We start from the raw sequence: 19276 nt of genomic DNA on the forward strand, positions 1-19276 counted from the left end.
CAGAGCACACCGTCGGCGTGAGCGCGCCCCCGAACGAACAACACCAAGACTCAGGCCCAAGCCTCCATCACAGCACTGCGCACAGCATCGACCGCAACAGGCCGCTTGCCCTCAGCAGGCGCAACCCAGCACAACCACGTGTGCGAACGCCATCCGTTCCAGATCGCGAGTTCGCCATTGCGCTCGCCCTGCTCCCCCTGGTCGAGCCGCATCAGGCCCGCGCCCATGCCGCTCGCGACCATGCTGCGGATGGCACTCTCGCCATCGGCAGTGCGGCCCTGGCGGTATTCACGGCCCGCGCCAGCGAACAGTTTCTCGAGATGCACGCGCAGGATGCACGAAGGCGGCGTGCCCACCCACGGCAGGTTCGTGAGCTGATCTAGCGAGAGGTCGGGGTGCGCTTCGGCCACCGGCAGCGGCAGGGTCACGACGAGATCGATCACGCCAAGGCGATGCAGCTCCAGCCCATCGATCTGCTCACCGTCGCTGAGAACGTAAGCGCAGTCGAGATCGCCGCGCTGCACTGCCGACAGCGTTTCGTACGACAGGCCCTGCTTCAGCTGCAGCGCGACCTGCGGATGGCGCTCCGCCAGCTTCACCAGCACCTCGCCGAGCCGCAGCGCCACCGGGTCGACCACGGTGCCGAAGCGAACCACACCCTGCGCCGCACCACGCAGCTGGTCGGCCGCCGAGCGCATGCGCGACGCGGAGGCCAGCGTTCGTTCGGCCTCTTCCAGCAGGCTGAGGCCGGCCTCGGTGGGCGACATGCCCTTCGGCGTGCGCTCGAACAGCTTCACGCCGAGCTCGTCTTCCAGCGCCTTGAGCTGGGCGCTTACTGCCGGCGCGCTGGTGAACACGCGCTCGGCGGCGCGGGTCAGGCTGCCTTCCTTGGCGATGGCGACGAAGGTCTTGAGTTGGTAGAGCTCCATGAGAGCGGATTGTGAGCTTGGTGGCCGCCGCAGTCTGTTCGCTTTTTTGGAGACCCCTGTCCAAAGAAGCGAATGGCATTTGCGGGCCCCAGCACCGATTCTCGGGACATTGATTCATTGCAAGAAAAGGCTTCCCCATGTCCCATCGCCAACGCCTGCTCGGCATCGCCGCGCTGCTGCTCGCCACCTCCGGGTGGGGCGGCATGTTCCTCGTCAGCAAGGGCGTACTGCACCACGTCGAGCCGGCGTGGTTCACGCTCATCCGCTACAGCATGTCCGCGCTGCTGTTCGTACTGCTGATTGTTCCTCGCGGCACGGCGCCGTGGCGCAAGCTGCGCCAGCATGCCGGGCCGCTGGCGGTGCGCGGGTTCGCGGGCTTCGGCATCTTCAGCGTGATGCTGCTGGCGGGCCTGGCGCACTCGGTGCCCTCGCACGGTGCGGTGATCATGGCGACCACGCCCATGACCACGCAGCTGCTGCGCTGGGCGCTCGACGGCGTGCGGCCTAGCCGTTCCACGCTGCTGACCACGGCGCTGTCTCTGCTGGGCGTGGCCATCGTGTCGGGGCTGCTGTTCGGCGCTGGGGCATCGGGCGAGTCGACGCTCTATGGCGACGCTGTGGCCTTCGTCGGTACGCTGGGCTGGGTCTGGTACACGCGCGGCGCTGCGCGCTTTCCGGAACTCGACGTGATCGAGTACACCGCGCTCACGGTGCTGGCCTCTTGGCCGCTGCTGCTGGCCACGGCCCTGGCGGGCACGCTGCTGGGCTGGACGCATGCGCCCAGCGTGGAAGGACTGCGCCTGTCGTGGCAGGCATTGCTGTACGTCGGCCTGGTGTCTTCGGCCATCGCTGTGCTGGCTTTCAACTACGGCGTGCGCACGCTGGGCGCGGTGACGGGCACGGCCTTCATCAACTTCGTGCCGGTGTCGGCGCTGCTGATGAGCGCGGCGCTGGGCAGGCTGCCCACGGTGAACGAGGCGGTGGGCATGGCGATGGTGGTCGGCGCGCTGCTGATCCATACCGCCCTGAGCCGCAAGGCTTCCGCGCCGGCCCCGGCACCGATCGCGCAGACCCCGCAGAATTCGCGCAACTACAGCACCTGTGGAGCCGCATCGTCATGAGCACCAGCACGCCCCGTCTCTTCGAGCCCCTGCGGCTCGGCCCTCTTCAAATCGACAACCGCATCGTCATCGCGCCGATGTGCCAGTACTCCGCCGTCGATGGCACGCCGGGCGACTGGCACCTGATTCACCTGGGCCATCTCGCGCTCTCGGGAGCGGGGCTGCTGATCCTTGAAGCGACGGCAGTGGAGGCCGAGGGGCGCATCTCGCCCGGCGATCTCGGGCTGTATTCCGATGCCAACGAAGAAGGCCTGGCGCGCGTGCTGCATGCGATGCGTGCGCACTCGCCCATCAAGATCGCGATGCAACTGGGCCACGCGGGGCGCAAGGCATCGAGCCGCGCGCCATGGGAAGGCGGCAAGCAGATACGGCCGGAAGAGCCGGGCGGCTGGAAGGCATACGCGCCCTCCGCCGTGCCGCATGCGCCCACCGAAGACCCGCCCATCGCGCTCGATGCCGCAGGGCTCGCCCGCATCCGCACCGCCTTCGTCGAAGCCGCACGGCGCGCTGCGCGGCTGGGCCTCGATGGCCTGGAGATCCACGCGGCGCATGGCTATCTGCTGCACCAGTTCCTCTCGCCGCTGGCCAACCACCGGGAAGACGAATACGGCGGCAGCCTCGAGAACCGCATGCGCTTTCCGCTCGAAGTGTTCGATGCAGTGCGCGAAGTCTTCCCCACCGACAAGCCGGTGTGGGTGCGTGTCTCGGCCATCGACTGGGTGCCGGGCGGCTGGGACCTCGAGGGCACCGTCGCCTTTGCCAAGGCGCTCGAAGCGCGCGGCTGCGCGGCCATCCACGTATCGAGCGGCGGCGTGTCGCCGAAGCAGGCCATCGCGCTTGGCGCGGGCTACCAGGTGCCGTTTGCCGAACGCGTGAAGTCGGAGGTCGGCATGCCGGTCATTGCCGTGGGCCTCATCACCGAGCCGCGGCAGGCGGAGGAAATCATTGCCAAGGGGCAGGCCGATGCGGTGTCGCTGGCGCGCGCGATCCTCTACGACCCGCGCTGGCCGTGGCATGCCGCCGCCGAACTGAGCGCGCAGGTAAAAGCGCCGCACCAGTACTGGCGCTCGCAGCCGCGAGAGTTCAAGGACCTGTTCGAGAACGCGGCGTTCGGGGCGCGCTAGGCCACAGCCTACGTGCACGGTGGCGTGCTACTTGCATGGTGTGCTGCGCCATGCCTGCCACGCTCCTGACCCCGCCGGTGCCGCTGAATCTGCGGCAGATCGAAGTCTTCCACGCCATCATGATTGCCGGCACCCTCAGTGGGGCGGCGCGCATGCTGTGCGTTTCCCAGCCGGCCGTCAGCCGCGTGCTGGCCACGACAGAAAGCCGGCTGCGCATGCTGATGTTCGAGCGCGTGCGCGGGCGCCTGCAGCCCACGCCCGAGGCGCGCCGCCTGTTCTCGGAGGTGGAAAGCATCCTGGAAGGCGTGCGCCGCTTCAATGCACTGGCGGCCGACCTGGTCGGCGGCTCCCATGGCGAGCTGTCTTTGGTCTCAAGCCCCAGCTTCAGCGAGTGGCTGATACCGGTGGCGATCAAGCGTTTTCGGGCCCGCTATCCCGATGTGCGCATCAAGTACAGGCCATTGCCGTTCGACCAGTTGCTGCCGCACGTGCTGCTGGGACACGCGGACCTGGCGATTTCCTCGATGCCGCCGCCGCCCAGTGCCAACGCGGCGGCGCGGGCGATCGGGCACAGCTTCATCGAATGCGCGGTGCCCGAGCGCCATCCGCTGGCGCAGGCCGAGGCGATCAGCGCGAGCGACCTGGTGGGCCAGACCTTCATCGGCTTCGGGCGCGACACGCCCTTTGGCCGGCTTACGGCCGATTTCCTTGCCGCGTCGGGCCTGCCTTTGCGTGCCGACATCGAGATCCGCTCCACGCCCGAGGCGATGGCGCTGGTGCGTGAAGGCGTTGGCGTGGCGCTGATCGAAGCCTTCGGTGCGCGGCGCTCGGTAATGACGGACGGCGTGGTGCTCAAGCCGCTCGTGCCCGCACTCGCGCACCGCATCTACCTGATCCACACCAACGTGAGCCCGCTGTCGGCCATGGCCAAGGAGTTCCTGGCCGTCTTCAAGCGGCTGTTGAAGCAGGAGGGGCGCGACAGTGCGCTCGCCCCCACGCTGCCGGAGCACCCGGGCGAGGATGCGCCCGTGCGCGCGCCCCGCCCCTGAGCCGTGCCGTTCGTTGCGCGCCATTGACAGCGCGGCCCGGGTGCCCATCACCTTTTGTCCCAAAGCCATAACGCGCGGTTATCGACGGGCTGGCCGGGGCGCCTTGGGCACCGCGGGTTTTGTCTTTGAAATCAATCACTTGCGGTAGATCCGGAGCATGCCCTCGCGGCCTGCCGGGGCGATTCAGGCGCAGTTGGCCGCGGAGGCGGCGGGCCAGATCATCCGGCTCAGACCCACTCTTCTGCCGCCATGAACCGCTTGATCACCGTCGCCGCCGCCCAGCTCGGGCCCATCCAGAAAGCCGAAGGCCGCGATGTCATCGTGGCTCGCATGGTGCGCCTGCTGGAGCGCGCGCATCAGCGCGGTGCCAATGTCGTGGTGTTTCCCGAACTGGCGCTGACCACTTTCTTTCCGCGCTGGTACGTTGAAAACCTCGACGAGGCCGACCCGTGGTACGAAGAGGCGCTGCCCTCGCCCGCCACGCAGCCGCTCTTCGAAGCCGTCCGCCGCTACGGGCTCACCTGCTACCTGGGCTACGCCGAGATCGCCCACGAGCCCGACGAGACCGGCGTGGTGCGCAAGCGGCGCTTCAACACCTCGGTGGTGATCGCGCCTTCGGGCGAGATCGTGCTCAAGTACCGCAAGGTGCACCTGCCCGGGCACAAGGAGTTCTCCACCATCCGCAAGGTGCAGCACCTGGAAAAGCGCTACTTCGAGGTGGGCAACCTGGGCTTTCCGGTCGTACGCGCCCCGGTGAGCGACGTGGACGGCGTGAACCTGGGCATGCTGATCTGCAACGACCGCCGCTGGCCCGAAGCGTGGCGCGAGCTCGGGCTGCAGCAGGTCGAGCTGGTCATGCTGGGCTACAACACGCCGGCGGTGAACCAGGAAAACCGCGGCTTCGAGGCGCACCACCTGCGCAACTTTCACTCCCAGCTTTCCATCCAGGCCGGGTGCTACCAGAACGCCACCTTCGGCGTGGGCGTGGCCAAGGCCGGCAACGAAGACGGCTTCGAGTTGATGGGCCATTCCGTCATCGTGAACCCCCAGGGCGAGATCATGGCCATGGCCACCAGCTGGGACGACGAGCTGGTGGTGGCCGACTGCAACCTGGACATGTGCCAGCTGGGCCGCAACACCATCTTCAACTTCGCCCAGCACCGCCGCCTGGAGGCCTACACCCGGCTCACCAGCCAGACCGGCAGCACCGAGCCCCCGGTGTGGCAACCGGCGTGAAGGAGGCCCGCGCGATGACGAGCACCTCCTCCACGGCGCTGCCGGACCACATCGAGCACGCGATGCTCGGCACGATGCGCGTGCCCCGCTTCGAAGACGTGCTGCGCGCCGCACAAGCCATTGCGCCATACGTGCAACGCACGCCGCTGCTGCGCTCGCCCGCGCTGGACGCGCTGGTGGGCGGCACCGTGTGGATCAAACCCGAGAGCCTGCAGGTCACCGGCTCCTTCAAGGCCCGCGGCGCCTTCAATGCCATGCTGGCGCTCACGCCGCAGCAGCGGGAGCGCGGCGTGGTGGCCTATTCGACGGGCAACCACGGCCAGGCGATTGCCTGGGCGGCGCGGCAACTGGGCGTGTCGGCCACCATCGTGATGCCGGTCGATGCCCCGAAGACCAAGGTGGCGCGCGCGCTCGCGCAGGGCGCGAAGGTCGTCCACTACGACCGCGAGAGGGAAAGCCGCGAGGACATCGGCATGCGCCTGCTGACCGAGACCGGCGGCACGCTGATTCCGCCGGGCGACCACCCCGAGGTGCTGGCCGCGCAGGGCACCGTGGCACTGGAGGCGCTCGAAGACCTGCCGGCCGGTGCGCGCGAAACCCTGGGCCTGTTCGCAGCGCCCTGCGGCGGCGGCGGCCTCATGGCAGGCTGCTGCCTGGTGCTCGATGCGCTGAGCCCCGGCCCGCGGCGCGTGGCCGTCGAGCCCGCGGGCTTCGACGACACCGTGCGCTCGCTGCGCAGCGGCCGGCGAGAGACCAACGCTCCCGGCGCCCGCACGCTGTGCGATGCCCTGCAAGCCGTCACGCCTGCCGAGCTGCCATTCGCCATCAACCAGCCGCTGCTGCACGAGGCCGTCGCCGTGACGGATGCGGAGGTGGCCCGCGCGATGCGATTCGCGCTGGAGGAACTGCACCTCGTCGTCGAGCCTGGCGGCAGCGTGGCGCTCGCAGCCATGCTGGCCGGCCATGTCTCGCTGCGCGGGCAGAGCGCCGTGCTCGTGCTCTCGGGCGGCAACGTCGACCTGCCGGTCCTGCAGTCCGTGATGGCGTAGCGCCCATTTCATCCATTCCCATAGCAACGAGGCCGACGCCGCCATGCCCCGGCGCAGCGTCGCCCAGGAGACCGCAAGCCCCTCCATCGATCTTCTTCAGAAAGCCTTGACCATGTCGTTCTTCAACGTCCGTTCCTTTGCCTCCCGCCGCTGGCTCTTGAATGTGCTGGCCGCGCCGCTGGCCGCGCTCGCCCTGTGCGGCTACGCGCAGGCCGCGTACCCCGACAAGCCGATCACCCTGATCGTGCCCTTCAACGCCGGCACCACGCCCGACATCGTCTCGCGGCTGCTCGCCGATGCAGTGGGCCGCGACCTCGGCCAATCGGTGGTGGTGATGAACCGCGTCGGCGCCTCCGGCATCATCGGCACGCAGGCCACCATCGCCGCCCCCGCGGACGGCTACACCATCGCCTATGCCAACGTGGCAACGCTGGCGATCAACCAGTCGCTCTACAAGAAGCTGCCCTACGACGCCGACACGCAACTCGCCCCGGTGGCGCTGACCGGATTCGTGCAGAACGTGCTGGCCGTGCGCAGCGACCTCGGCGTGAAGGACGTGGCCGGCCTCATCGACATGGCCAAGAAGCAGCCCGGCAAGCTCACCGTGGCCTCCGGCGGCAACGGCACCACCGGCCACCTGAGCGCGGAGATGTTCAAGTCGATGGCCGGTGTGTCCATCGTGCACATCCCGTACAAGGGCGGGCTTGAGGCCGACATGGCGCTGATGCGCGGCGAGGTGGACCTTGTGTTCGAGAACATCACCTCCATCGCTCCGCACCTCAAGGGCGGCAAGATCACGCCGCTGGCCGTGACCGGCGCCGCGCGCGACAGTCGCCTGCCCGAGCTGCCCACCATCGCCGAGACCGGCCTGAAGAAATACCAGGCCGTGGCGTGGACCGGCTACGTGGCGCCGGCCGGCGTCGATCCGAAGATCCTCGATGCCCTCAACGCGGCTTTCAACAAGGCACTGAATTCGCCTGCCGTGAAACAGCAGCTGGCCGCCCAGGCCTATGAGGTCCACACCGGTCCGCGCCAGGATCTGTTCGATCTCGCGAAGAAGGAGCGCCCCGTGTGGGCCGACGTGGTCAAGCACTCGGGCGCCAAGCTCGACTGAAGCGCACGCACATGGCCGACTTCGACCTCGTGGTGCGCCACGGCACGCTGATCGACGGCACGGGCAGCGCACGGCGCCAGGCCGATGTCGGCATCCGTGGCGCGCGCGTAGCCGCCATCGGTGATCTGTCGGCGCTGCGTGGCGCGGCCGAGATCGATGCCACCGGCCGCATCGTGGCGCCGGGCTTCATCGACTCGCACACGCACGACGACCGCTACCTCCTGCTCGACCCGGACATGCCGGCCAAGCTGAGCCAGGGCGTGACGACGGTCGTCACCGGCAACTGCGGCATCAGCCTCGCGCCCTGGGGCGCGCCGGCAGGCGCCACCGTGCCGCCGCCGCTGAACCTGCTGGGCCACGACCCGGCCCTGTTCGGCGATGCCACCTTCGCGGCCTACCTCGCGCGCCTGGAGGCTGCGCCCGCTGCGGTGAACGCAGCCTGCCTGGTGGGCCACACCACCTTGCGCGCGGCGACGATGGAGCGCCTCGACCGGGCCGCTACGCCGGAAGAAATCGCACGCATGCGAACCCTGCTCGACGAGGCCATGGCCAGCGGCGCCATCGGGCTGTCCACCGGCGCGGCCTACCCCACGGCCATGCCGGCCACGACCGAAGAGATGGCGCAAGTCGCCGAAGTGATCGGGCCCTACGGCGGCGTGTACGCGAGCCACATCCGCGACGAGGGCGACCATGTGTTCGCCGCGCTGGACGAAGCCTTCGCGATCGGCCGCGCGGCGCAGGCGCCTGTGGTGGTGTCGCACCACAAGCTCATCGGCCCGCGCAACCATGGCCGTTCGGTGCAGACGCTGGCGCACGTGCGCGAGGCGATGGCGCACCAGCCCATCGCGCTCGACTGCTATCCCTACTGCGCGGGCTCCACCATCCTGCGCAAGGACCGCATTGCGGTGTCGAGCCGGATCATCGTCACGCAGTCTCAACCGCACCCCGAGTTCTCGGGCATGGACCTCGACGCGATCGCGCAGCGCCTCGGCGTGTCGGTGGAAGACGCAGTCGACCTGCTGCAGCCGGCCGGCGCCATCTACTTCCTGATGGACGAGGCCGACGTGCGGCGCGTGCTGGCCTTTCCCCAGACCATGATCGGCTCCGATGGCATGCCCCACGACACCTCACCGCATCCGCGCCTGTGGGGCACCTTTCCGCGCGTGCTGGGCCACTACTGCCGCGACGTTGGTCTGTTCTCGCTCGAACAGGCGGTGCACAAGATGACGGGGCTGACGGCCCGGCATTTCCGCCTGCCCGGCCGCGGCGTGCTGTGCGAAGGCGCCTTTGCCGACATCACCGTGTTCGATGCCGGCCGGATTGCCGACCGCGCGACGTGGGAGACCCCCACGCTGCGTGCGGAGGGCATCGATGCCGTCATCGTCAACGGGCGGCCGGCGTGGCGCGATGGCGAATCGCTCGGCGTGCGCAGCGGGCGCGTGGTGCGACTGACCGACTGACTGACCGGCTGCGCATGGCAGCTGGCGGCACTCAGTTGTCCGACGCGGCGCGCACCCAGCGTTGCGTCTTGCCGAACAGCGGCAGCCCGACGTACGCACGTAGCAACAGCTCGCCCGCCGCGTTGCCGTCGGTGCTGACAGACATGTTGCAGCTGTAGGTCTTGCCGTTCTCGCGGTTGTAGATCTGACCGGCCCATTCGGTGGGCGGCTGGGACGGATCGGTCGCGTCGACGGGCGTGAAGTCTTTCAGCAGCGTCATGCCGAGGGCCGGCCGGCTGTCGGCGGGTTGCATGTCGCCGCCGCCGGGTGCCATCGATCGATTGCCGAGGACCTTGGTGACGGTGCCGCACAGCGCGGCGCCGCACGGTGCGAGTTCAACTTCGAGGTTGCCGTTCGCGGTGATCCAGCGGCCGCGCGGATCGGTCGCCGCGGAAGACGACTGTGCCTGCGCGGCGAAGGCTGCCGTCAGCATCAGGACGGCTGCCAGCGCGCGGCCTGATGGACGATGGAACGAGTGCATGGTCATGGCGGGCTTCGTGTCGAGTGGATGAAGCACCCATTGCATCGCAGCACCTGCCTTCGCAGTGTGTCAGGGACGCACTGAATGGTCGCGCTCCGTATCTGGCCGCGTGCCAGACAAGGTGCGATACAAATCTGTGCCGCTCAGCCTGCCGCCGGTGCCTGTGCGCGGGCCTCCAGCGCGCGATAGAAGAAGGTGGTGCTGCACGGTTCGCCCTCCGGCAGCAGTGCGAATCCGGGGATCACACCCACGCGCTGCCAGCCCATGCGGGCATAGAGCCGCTCGGCTTCGGCGCTCGACGTGTCGAGCACCAGCAAGGTCTTGCCGTGCGCATGCGCCTGGTCCTCGGCCGCCTGCATCAGCAGCGCGCCGATGCCCCGGCGCCGCGCCCTGCGGTACACCAGCATCTTCGAGACCTCCGCGCGGTGGGGCTGGTTCTCGGGCTGGTCGAGCACGAGCTGCACTGTTCCGAGGAGGCCCTCGGCGTCTTCGGCCACGAGCAATGCACGTTCGCCGCGCGCCACGCCGTCGGCCACCTTCCGCCAGAACGCGAGGGCGCGCTCGCGGGCCAGCGGGAGCATGAAGCTGACAGACGCGCCGCCCTCGACGCAATCGATCAGCAGGTCGGCCAACGCCTGCACCTGGGCATCGCTCACCGTAGAAAGTACATGGATGCGGGGCGCTTCGAAATTCGTCATGTTGTTCATCTCCACGAAGAGGGCACGGTCGCGATCACGACGGCGTAGCGGGTGGTAGTGCGCGAGGGGTTGTAGTAGCTCATGGGACGGTCGAGCACCATTGCCAGGCAGTCGCCGGTGGCGAGCCGGTGCTGGTCGTCGCCCAGCGTGAGTTCGATGACGCCGTCGAGCACCCACACCTGCTGGTGGATGACCGGTTCGCGCGCCGCGGTTTCATAAGCCACACGGGCCTTGGGCGGAAACAGCACCTCGACGATCTGGATGGGCGACGCAAAGCTGCCTGGCGACACATTGCGCCGCACATAGCCGGAGTGCGGGTCGCGCCACTGCAGCTGGCTGGCCAGGCGCGACACCGGATCGGCGGCGGGCGCGGGCGCCTCGAACAGCGAGGCCAGCGACACGCCGAGGCCGGTTGCGAGTTTTTCGAGCAGCACGGCGGTGGGGCTGCTTTCGCCGCGCTCGATCAGCGAGATCATGGAACGGCTGACGCCGCAGTGCGTGGCCAGTGCATCGAGCGAGAGGCCGCGTTGCGCGCGCAGGTCGCGCACACGCTGCGCGATGCGGTCGTTCAGGCCGGACGGTGTTTCTTCTATTTCCTTCATATTGGATTAAATATCCAATATGAAGGAAATTGCGTCAAGCCTCCCCGCGAGTTGCCTTCAGCGCGGAGGGCCGATCAACGCGGCGCGCGCCGCTTCTGACGGAAAGACGCACGCCACGTCATGCGCGCAGCCCGGCACCACCACGACTTCGCGACGCTTGGCCGGCGCGAGCAGCGTGCGGTCGTACTGCGCATAGGCCAGGCCGCGCTGCAGGCGGAACGAGCCTTGCGCCATGGCCGCACAGGACTTGTCCAGGACGCGGTAGGCCGTGCCCTTGGCGTCGTTGCTGTCCAACGCCTTCGAGGTAGCTGATGTCGGCCTCCGCATACTGCCGGCGCGCCTGCTCGGCGCTGCGCCCGAGGTGCGCGGGCAGGTCGTCGGTGCCGTATTTCCAGCGGTTCATCTCAGGGCACGCCGCGGCATCGGGCACCGCGAAGCCCGAGACTAACGCACCGTCGGACGACAGCTGCGGGCGCACCGGATCGAAATAGAGCCACGTGCTCGGATCGGCGACCACGTAACGCATGGCCACCTTGCCCGCCGTGCCGCCGTTCTGCGCGAAGGCGGCATAGCGCTGCACGAACTGCCCGCCGGCCGAGAAGCCGGCGATGGTGACGGTGCGCAGGCTCGGCCAGCGCTGCACCAGCTCGGCCACGAGCGCGTCCATGACCGCGAACGAGCCGGTGCGGCTGCCCGACGCCGAGCGGCCGCCTTCGAGCCATGAGCCGCAGGTCCACAGCAGGTCGCCGGGCTGCGGCGCGGGCAGGCCCGGCGAGTTGCACCGGCTGGCAGCCTTGTCGGCAGGCACCTGGAAGAGCGGCGCGACCACCAGCGTGTCGTCCAGCGCACCGGCGTTGCGGACGGTGCGCAGCGTTGCCTCGAATGTCTTGTTGGCGTCGCGCGAATGGCCATGCATGGCGATGAGCGCCTTCGTCGGCCCGGTGGTTGCCGTCGGAGCATCCGGAGCGAGCGACGAGTAGTAGTGCAGCGCGCCTCCGGCACCGGCCGGCGTGAAGCTGCGCAAGCAGTCCGTGGCCGCCGAAGACGTGCAGGCGGAGGGGTCGGCTGCCGCCGCGTGCGCCGGCCAGGATGCCGGCCAGGATGCCGGCAGGCATACGGCCATCAGGAAAGGAAGGGACCATCTGTAGCTGTGCATGTTCGCGAGACTCCAGGGACGGAACGCGGATTCTCTGCCCGCCACAAGCTGTGAACCTGACTGACCTAGCGATTTGCTCTACCAAAGCGCCGCTCTTCGAACACAAATTCGGCATCAGGGCGCGGATCATCCAACTTATCACCAGCACGAGCCGCCCATGAGCACCACCACCAACGCCGACCCCCTGCCCTCTTCCTTCGCGGCGTTTGCCGATGGCTTGTCCGAGCCCTCCTCGGCGCTGCGCGAGCAGATCACCGCAGCCTGGCGCCGCGCCGAACCGCAGGCGCTGCCGCCGCTCCTCGCACAGGCGCGCCTGCCAAGCGGCCAGGCCGAAGAAGCCCAGGAACTCGCCTACCGCATCGCCCGGCAACTGCGCGAGCGCAAGAACGCAGGGGGCCGCGCCGGCCTCGTGCAGGGCCTGCTGCAGGAATACGCGCTGTCGTCGCAGGAAGGCGTGGCGCTGATGTGTCTGGCCGAGGCGCTGCTGCGCATCCCCGACTCTGAAACGCGCAACGCGCTGATCCGCGACAAGATCGCGCACGGCCAGTGGCAGTCGCATGCGGGCCGCAGCCCGTCGGTGTTCGTCAACGCCGCCACCTGGGGCCTGCTGCTGACGGGCAAGCTCGTGGCCACGCACAGCGAAACCAGCCTGTCGGCCGTGCTCACGCGCCTGATCGGCAAGGGCGGCGAGCCGCTGATCCGCAAGGGCGTGGACATGGCGATGCGGATGATGGGCGAGCAGTTCGTCACCGGCGAAACCATCGCGCAGGCGCTGGGCAACGCGCGCGAACTGGAGGCCGAGGGCTTTCGCTATTCGTACGACATGCTCGGCGAGGCTGCGCTCACCATGGACGATGCAAAGCGCTACCGCGTCGCGTATGAAGAAGCTATCCACGCGATCGGCAAGGCATCGAACCATCGCGGTGTGTACGAAGGCCCGGGCATCTCGATCAAGCTGTCTGCATTGCACCCGCGCTACAGCCGCGCGCAGCATTCGCGCGTGATGGCCGAGCTGTATCCGGTGCTGCGCGAGTTGGCGCTGCTGGCGCAGCAGTACGACATCGGCCTGAACATCGACGCCGAAGAAGCCGACCGGCTCGAGCTCTCGCTCGACCTGCTGGAGCGCCTTTGCTTCGAGCCGGCGCTCGCGGGCTGGAACGGCATCGGCTTCGTGATCCAGGCTTATCAAAAGCGCTGCCCCTTCGTGATCGATTTCGTGATCGATCTCGCCCGCCGCAGCCGGCACCGGCTGATGGTGCGGCTGGTAAAGGGCGCGTACTGGGACAGCGAGATCAAGCGCGCGCAGATCGACGGACTCGACGGCTACCCGGTCTACACGCGCAAGGCCTACACCGACGTGTCGTACCTCGCCTGCGCGCGCAAGCTGCTCGATGCGCCGCAGGCCGTGTACCCGCAGTTCGCCACGCACAACGCGCAAACGCTGGCCGCCATCTACACGGCGGCGGACCCGTCGCGCTACAAGCCGGGGCAGTACGAGTTCCAGTGCCTGCACGGCATGGGCGAGCCGCTGTACGAGCAGGTGGTCGGCCCGCTCGGGCGGCCTTGCCGCATCTATGCGCCGGTGGGCACGCATGAGACGCTGCTCGCCTACCTTGTGCGACGCCTGCTGGAGAACGGCGCGAACACCTCCTTCGTGAACCGCATCGCGGACCCGACGATCTCGCTCGATGCGCTGGTGGAAGACCCGGTCGTCACCGTTGAACGCATGGCGCAGCAGGAAGGCTCGATGGGCCTGCCGCACCCGGCCATTGCGCTGCCCGCGGCGCTGTATGGAACGCAGCGCGCCAACTCGCAGGGGCTCGACCTTGCGAACGACGACAGCCTGCGTGCGCTGGGCCACACGCTCGCAGGCAGCGCCGATGAAAGCTGGCATGCAGCGCCGATGCTCGCCGCAGCCGCGCCAACTGGCGAAGCAGTCAGCGTGCTGAACCCCGCCGACCACCGCGACGTCGTCGGACGGGTGCAGGAGGCCACGCTGGCCGATGTCGAATCAGCCATCGCCCATGCCCATGACGTCGCTCCGGCATGGGCCGCCACACCACCCGCCGAGCGCGCCGCCCTGCTCGACCGCGCGGCCGGCAAGCTCGAAGAAGGCATGCCCCGCCTGCTCGGCCTGCTGACGCGCGAGGCCGGAAAGACCTATGCCAACGCCATCGCCGAAGTACGCGAAGCGGTCGACTTCCTGCGCTACTACGCGGCGCAGGCACGCAGCGATTTTTCGAACGACACGCACCGCGCTCTCGGCCCGATGGTCTGCATCAGCCCGTGGAACTTTCCGCTGGCGATCTTCACCGGCCAGGTGGCGGCCGCGCTCGCGGCGGGCAATCCGGTGCTGGCCAAGCCCGCCGAACAGACGCCGCTGGTGGCGGCCGAAGCGGTGCGCGTGCTGTGGGAAGCCGGCGTGCCTCATGCCGCTGTGCAGTTGCTGCCCGGCCGCGGCGAAACCATCGGCGCCGCGCTGGTAGCCGACGTGCGCGTGCAGGGCGTGATGTTCACCGGCTCGACGGAGGTTGCGCGCATCCTGCAGAAAACGCTCTCGCAGCGGCTCGGCGCGCATGGTGCACCGGTGCCGCTCATCGCGGAAACAGGCGGGCAGAACGCGATGATCGTCGACTCGTCCGCGCTCGTGGAACAGGTCGTCACCGACGTGATGGCCTCGGCCTTCGACAGCGCGGGCCAGCGCTGCTCGGCACTGCGCGTGTTGTGCGTGCAGGAAGAAGCGGCCGACCGGCTGCTGGAGATGCTCAAGGGCGCGATGGCCGAAGCCTGCATCGGCAACCCCGCGCGGCTGGCGGTCGACATCGGGCCGGTGATCGATGCCGAAGCGCGCGACGGCATCGAGCGCCACATCGCGACCATGCGCTCGAAGGGCCGCAAGGTCTATCGCCAGGGCCGCGAGTACGCGCACGACACGCGCAACGGCACCTACGTGATGCCGACGCTGATCGAGCTCGACAGCATCGCGGAGCTGCAGCGCGAAGTGTTCGGGCCGGTGCTGCACATCGTGCGCTACCGCCGCCGCGACCTCGGTGCGCTGATCGGGCAGATCAACGGCACGGGCTACGGGCTGACGCTGGGCGTGCACACGCGCATCGACGAGACCATTGCGCAGATCGTGGAGAACGCCAAGGCGGGCAACGTCTATGTGAACCGCAACATCGTCGGCGCGGTGGTGGGCGTGCAGCCGTTCGGCGGCGAGGGGCTGTCGGGCACGGGGCCGAAGGCCGGTGGGCCGCTGTACATGCTGCGCATGCTGTCGGCGCGGCCGGACGATGCGATGGTGCGCGCGGTGGCGGGTGGTGCTTCGGCTTCACGGGCCGGGCTGTCGGCGCTGTCGCGCTGGGCAGAAGCAACCGACCACCCCACGCTGGCAGCGCAATGTGTGCGCTTTGCCGAGCAGTCGCGCTCAGGCAGTTCGCGCACGCTGGCCGGCCCGACCGGCGAGCGCAACGTCTACACGCTGGAGCCGCGCGAAGCGGTGCTGTGCCTGGCCGACTCGGAGGCGGACCGGCTGGTGCAACTGGCGGCGGTGCTGTCGGTTGGCAGCACCGCGATCTGGCCTGCGGATGCCGCTGCGCAAAGCCTTCGCGCATCGCTGCCGGCCGAGGTGCAGCAGTGCGTGGCCATCGCGAACGACTGGGCCTCGGACACGGTGGTGTTCGACGCCGCACTGCACCACGGCAGCATGCAGAGCCTGTCGGGCGTGATGCAGCGCATCGCGGCGCGGCCGGGGCCGATCGTCGGCGTGCGCGCCTTTACGCCCGGCGATACGGACATTCCGCTCGAAAGCCTGGTGGTGGAGCGTGCGCTCAGCATCAACACGGCGGCGGCCGGCGGCAACGCGAGCCTGATGACGATCGGCTGAGCGCCGCCGCAGTTATTTGTCGAAGGCCGGATCAATCGGCACGCGGTAGCCGTTGACGAGCCGGTTGGTTTCGTTGGCCATGCCGACCACGCTCATCAGCTCGGCGAACATCGCGGGCGTCATGCCGGCCTTCTCTGCGCCGGCGTGGTGGCTCGCAATGCAGTAGCCGCAGTTGTTGGTGACGCTCACGGCGAGGTAGACCATCTCCTTCACCACCGGGTCGAGCGCACCCGGTGCCATCACTTCCTTCAGGCTGCTCCAGGTGCGCTTGAGCGCGACGGGGTCGTTGGCCAGGTACTTCCAGAAGTTGTTGACGTCAGGCACGTTGCGCGAGGTCTTGATGTCGTCGAAGACGGCCCTGACTTCGTCGGAGGCGTTGGCGTATTCGATAGGCTGGGGTTTCATGGAAGCTCCTGTTGTTGAAGGCCGATAGCCGTTGCCGACAACAGTAGCAGCCTCCACGCCGCGCCCCTCAGTAGGTCTCGAGAAACCTGGCGTGCTCCTGATGCATGTGCGAGCGCGCGAGCAGCCACTTTCTCAGCGCGGCCTGCGTATCGGGCGACAGGTCTTTGGAGCACTGATCGAACGCTTCGCCCAGGAGCTTGAATTCAACGTCGAGATGGCGGCGCGACGGCGATGCGTCCGGCATCTGGTTCTTTGCGAAGGCGAGAAGTCCGGCCTGGCCGAATGCTTCTATCTCCTTGACGAGACGCCATCGCTCCTGCATCAGGCGACGGAATATGGCAGAGCGCCGGCGCACGCCGAAACGGCGAAGTATGGGATTGGTGTCGTCGGTTTGCACCGTCGCCAGGATGATGTCGAGCTGCTCGAGCAGATGCATCCACTGCTCGGGCTGGAAGAACTCCATCGACTCCGCAGGCGCCTTCTTCACGACTAGCATGGTTGTCTCCTGCTGTCATTTTTTTGGATGCGCCCCGGCCTGATCCGGAATCATCCGAAACCAGGCCGGGGCTGCACGGCTGTCACTCACTCGGCGGCGACCGGAATCGGTCGCCTGCAATCACCGCCCGATTACTTCTTGAGGTCGAAGCGATCGAGGTTCATCACCTTGGTCCAGGCGGCCACGAAGTCCTGCACGAAGGCCTTCTGCGAGTCGCTGGCCCCATAGACTTCTGCGACCGCGCGCAGCTGCGAGTTGGAACCGAACACGAGGTCGACGACGGTGCCGGTCCACTTGAGTTCGCCCGTCTTCCGGTCGCGGCCTTCCAGTACGCCTTCGGTCGTCGTTGACTTCTTCCACCCAGTGTTCATGTCGAGCAGGTTCACGAAGAAATCATTGCTGAGAGTCTCCGGACGCTTGGTGAACACACCGTTCTGCGACTGCCCGACGTTCGCGTTCAGGGCGCGCAAGCCACCGACCAGGACCGTCAGCTCGGGCGCGCTCAGGGTCAGCAGCTGCGCCTTGTCGAGCAGCAGGCCGGCGGCGGCGGCCGAGTCGATGCCCTTCTTCAGGTAGTTGCGGAACCCGTCGGCCTGCGGCTCCAGGGGTGCGAAGGATTCGACGTCGGTCTGCTCCTGCGAAGCGTCCCCGCGCCCCGGCGAGAAAGGCACCGTCACGTCCTGTCCGGCCTTCTTCGCGGCGGCCTCGACCGCCGCGTTGCCAGCCAGCACGATCAGGTCGGCGAGCGAGATCTTCTTGCCACCGGACTGCGCGCCGTTGAACTCCTTCTGGATACCTTCGAGCGTCGAGAGCACCTTCGACAGCTGGGCCGGCTGGTTGACTTCCCAGTCCTTCTGCGGGGCGAGGCGGATGCGCGCGCCATTGGCGCCGCCGCGCTTGTCGCTGCCGCGGAAGGTCGAGGCCGAAGCCCAGGCGGCACCCACGAGTTGCGCAATGCCCAGGCCCGAGGCGAGCACCTTGGCCTTCAGGGCCGCGACGTCCTTGTCATCGACCAGCGGATGATTCACGGCGGGAATCGGGTCTTGCCAGATCAGCTCTTCCTTCGGCACCAGCGCGCCGAGGTAGCGTGCGCGCGGCCCCATGTCGCGGTGCGTCAGCTTGAACCAGGCGCGGGCGAATGCATCGGCGAACTCCGCCGGATTCGCCATGTAGCGGCGCGAGATTTTTTCGTAAGCCGGGTCCATGCGCATGGCCATGTCGGCCGTGGTCATCATCGGGGCATGACGTTTGCCCGAATCGTGCGCGTCTGGCACGGTGCCCGCGCCCGTGCTGCCCTTGGGCTTCCACTGGTTGGCGCCCGCAGGGCTCTTGGTGAGTTCCCATTCGTAGCCGAACAGCGTCTCGAAGTAGCTGTTGTCCCATTTCGTGGGCGTGGGGGTCCAGGCGCCTTCGATGCCGCTGGTGGTGGCGTGCGCACCCAGGCCGCTTTCGAAGCTGTTCTTCCATCCCAGGCCCAGTTCCTCGATGTCGCTGCCCTCGGGTTCGGCGCCGACAAGGCCCGGGTCGCCCGCGCCGTGGGCCTTGCCGAAGGTGTGGCCGCCGGCGGTGAGCGCCACGGTTTCCTCGTCGTTCATGGCCATGCGGGCGAAGGTCTCGCGAACGTCGCGGGCCGAGCCGAGCGGATCGGGGTTGCCGTTCGGTCCTTCGGGGTTCACGTAGATCAGGCCCATCTGCACGGCGGCGAGCGGGCCGGCCAGCACGCGGTCGCCGCTGTAGCGCTCATCGGCCAGCCACTTGCCTTCGGGGCCCCAGAAGATGTCGTCTTCCGGCTCCCAGATGTCGGGGCGGCCACCGGCAAAGCCGAATGTCTTGAAGCCCATGGACTCCAGCGCAACGTTGCCGGTCAGGATCATCAGGTCGGCCCACGAAAGCTTGCGGCCGTACTTCTGCTTGATCGGCCACAGCAGCCGGCGCGCCTTGTCGAGGTTGCCGTTGTCGGGCCAGCTGTTCAGGGGCGCGAAGCGCTGCGCACCACGTCCACCGCCGCCGCGGCCGTCCGCAATGCGATACGTGCCGGCGGAGTGCCAGGCCATGCGGATGAACAGGGGTCCGTAGTGACCGTAGTCGGCGGGCCACCAGTCCTGCGAATCGGTCATCAGGGCATGGAGGTCCTTGATCACGGCATCAAGGTCGAGGGTCTTGAATTCCTCGGCGTAGTCGAACGCTTCGCCCATGGGATCGGACTCGGCGGAATGCTGGTGCAGGAGCTTCAGGTTCAGCTGGCTTGGCCACCAGTCTGTATTCGCAGGAGCGCCGGCAAAGCTGTGTGTACGCTTGTGGCCCGGGAAGGGGCACTTTGTTTCATCGGACAAGGGGTTCTCCTTTGGTTGGTGATCGCACGTGGGGTCCGAGACCAGTCTAGGTTTGGATCTTCCGTCAATCAATCCAATTGAGTGAATTGAATTCATAG

At 68.0% G+C, this 19276-nt stretch carries 16 protein-coding genes; 8 read left to right on the forward strand and 8 right to left on the reverse strand.

Annotated features, from left to right (window positions below; genetic code table 11):
• Positions 1 to 50 precede the first annotated feature (50 nt).
• Positions 51 to 929: a LysR family transcriptional regulator gene (locus ACSFCA_RS23595; RefSeq protein WP_435460977.1), complete on the reverse strand. Its 879-nt coding sequence runs from the start codon at positions 927 to 929 to the stop codon at positions 51 to 53.
• 137 nt (positions 930 to 1066) lie between these two features.
• On the opposite strand from ACSFCA_RS23595, the gene ACSFCA_RS23600 reads away from it, so the two are divergent.
• The 7 genes from ACSFCA_RS23600 (at position 1067) to ACSFCA_RS23630 (ending at position 9082) form a co-directional block, all read left to right on the forward strand.
• A complete protein-coding gene (locus tag ACSFCA_RS23600) occupies positions 1067 to 2050 on the forward strand; it encodes a DMT family transporter (protein ID WP_435460978.1) in 984 nt (327 codons plus the stop codon).
• Positions 2047 to 3174: an NADH:flavin oxidoreductase/NADH oxidase gene (locus ACSFCA_RS23605; protein ID WP_435460979.1), complete on the forward strand. Its 1128-nt coding sequence runs from the start codon at positions 2047 to 2049 to the stop codon at positions 3172 to 3174. The genes ACSFCA_RS23600 and ACSFCA_RS23605 overlap by 4 nt, the downstream gene beginning before the upstream one ends.
• Positions 3175 to 3224: 50 nt before the next feature.
• Positions 3225 to 4223 (forward strand): LysR substrate-binding domain-containing protein, encoded by a 999-nt coding sequence (locus ACSFCA_RS23610; protein WP_435460980.1) that lies wholly within the window; start codon positions 3225 to 3227, stop codon positions 4221 to 4223.
• A 249-nt stretch (positions 4224 to 4472) separates the two neighbouring features.
• Positions 4473 to 5459 (forward strand): N-carbamoyl-D-amino-acid hydrolase, encoded by a 987-nt coding sequence (locus ACSFCA_RS23615; protein WP_435460981.1) that lies wholly within the window; start codon positions 4473 to 4475, stop codon positions 5457 to 5459.
• A 14-nt stretch (positions 5460 to 5473) separates the two neighbouring features.
• Positions 5474 to 6508 carry a threonine ammonia-lyase gene (locus ACSFCA_RS23620; protein ID WP_435460982.1) on the forward strand — a complete coding sequence of 345 codons (1035 nt, stop codon included), beginning with the start codon at positions 5474 to 5476 and terminating at the stop codon, positions 6506 to 6508.
• A gap of 112 nt (positions 6509 to 6620) precedes the next feature.
• Positions 6621 to 7622, forward strand: coding sequence for a Bug family tripartite tricarboxylate transporter substrate binding protein (locus ACSFCA_RS23625; protein WP_258351128.1), 1002 nt, complete (start codon positions 6621 to 6623; stop codon positions 7620 to 7622).
• An 11-nt stretch (positions 7623 to 7633) separates the two neighbouring features.
• On the forward strand, positions 7634 to 9082 hold the full coding sequence (locus ACSFCA_RS23630; protein ID WP_435460983.1) for an N-acyl-D-amino-acid deacylase family protein: 1449 nt from the start codon (positions 7634 to 7636) through the stop codon (positions 9080 to 9082).
• 31 nt (positions 9083 to 9113) lie between these two features.
• On the opposite strand, the gene ACSFCA_RS23635 is transcribed toward ACSFCA_RS23630, so the two are convergent.
• The 4 genes from ACSFCA_RS23635 to ACSFCA_RS23650 all read right to left on the reverse strand — a co-directional run bounded on the left by ACSFCA_RS23635 (position 9114) and on the right by ACSFCA_RS23650 (position 12058).
• The gene (locus tag ACSFCA_RS23635; protein WP_435460984.1) at positions 9114 to 9647 is read right to left on the reverse strand and encodes a DUF2147 domain-containing protein; all 534 of its coding nucleotides are present in this window, start codon (positions 9645 to 9647) and stop codon (positions 9114 to 9116) included.
• A gap of 98 nt (positions 9648 to 9745) precedes the next feature.
• Positions 9746 to 10300: a GNAT family N-acetyltransferase gene (locus ACSFCA_RS23640; RefSeq protein ID WP_375338412.1), complete on the reverse strand. Its 555-nt coding sequence runs from the start codon at positions 10298 to 10300 to the stop codon at positions 9746 to 9748.
• 5 nt (positions 10301 to 10305) lie between these two features.
• Entirely contained in the window at positions 10306 to 10902 is a 597-nt protein-coding gene (locus ACSFCA_RS23645; protein WP_093048141.1) for a helix-turn-helix domain-containing protein, read from the reverse strand.
• Between the two features lie 118 nt (positions 10903 to 11020).
• A complete protein-coding gene (locus ACSFCA_RS23650) occupies positions 11021 to 12058 on the reverse strand; it encodes a hypothetical protein (RefSeq protein WP_435460985.1) in 1038 nt (345 codons plus the stop codon).
• Between the two features lie 157 nt (positions 12059 to 12215).
• Here ACSFCA_RS23650 and putA point away from each other — a divergent pair, with 157 nt between their 5' ends.
• Entirely contained in the window at positions 12216 to 15944 is a 3729-nt protein-coding gene (gene putA, locus ACSFCA_RS23655; RefSeq protein WP_435460986.1) for a trifunctional transcriptional regulator/proline dehydrogenase/L-glutamate gamma-semialdehyde dehydrogenase, read from the forward strand.
• A gap of 12 nt (positions 15945 to 15956) precedes the next feature.
• Here the strand turns inward: putA and ACSFCA_RS23660 are convergent, their stop codons facing one another.
• The 3 genes from ACSFCA_RS23660 to katG all read right to left on the reverse strand — a co-directional run bounded on the left by ACSFCA_RS23660 (position 15957) and on the right by katG (position 19178).
• Positions 15957 to 16349 (reverse strand): carboxymuconolactone decarboxylase family protein, encoded by a 393-nt coding sequence (locus tag ACSFCA_RS23660; protein ID WP_258351134.1) that lies wholly within the window; start codon positions 16347 to 16349, stop codon positions 15957 to 15959.
• Positions 16350 to 16416: 67 nt separating this feature from the next.
• Positions 16417 to 16845, reverse strand: coding sequence for a hypothetical protein (locus ACSFCA_RS23665; RefSeq protein ID WP_093048129.1), 429 nt, complete (start codon positions 16843 to 16845; stop codon positions 16417 to 16419).
• Positions 16846 to 16976: 131 nt separating this feature from the next.
• Entirely contained in the window at positions 16977 to 19178 is a 2202-nt protein-coding gene (katG, locus tag ACSFCA_RS23670; protein WP_258351136.1) for a catalase/peroxidase HPI, read from the reverse strand.
• Positions 19179 to 19276: the final 98 nt, after the last annotated feature.

Source organism: Variovorax multivorans, assembly GCF_051216835.1.
GTDB lineage: Bacteria > Pseudomonadota > Gammaproteobacteria > Burkholderiales > Burkholderiaceae_C > Variovorax.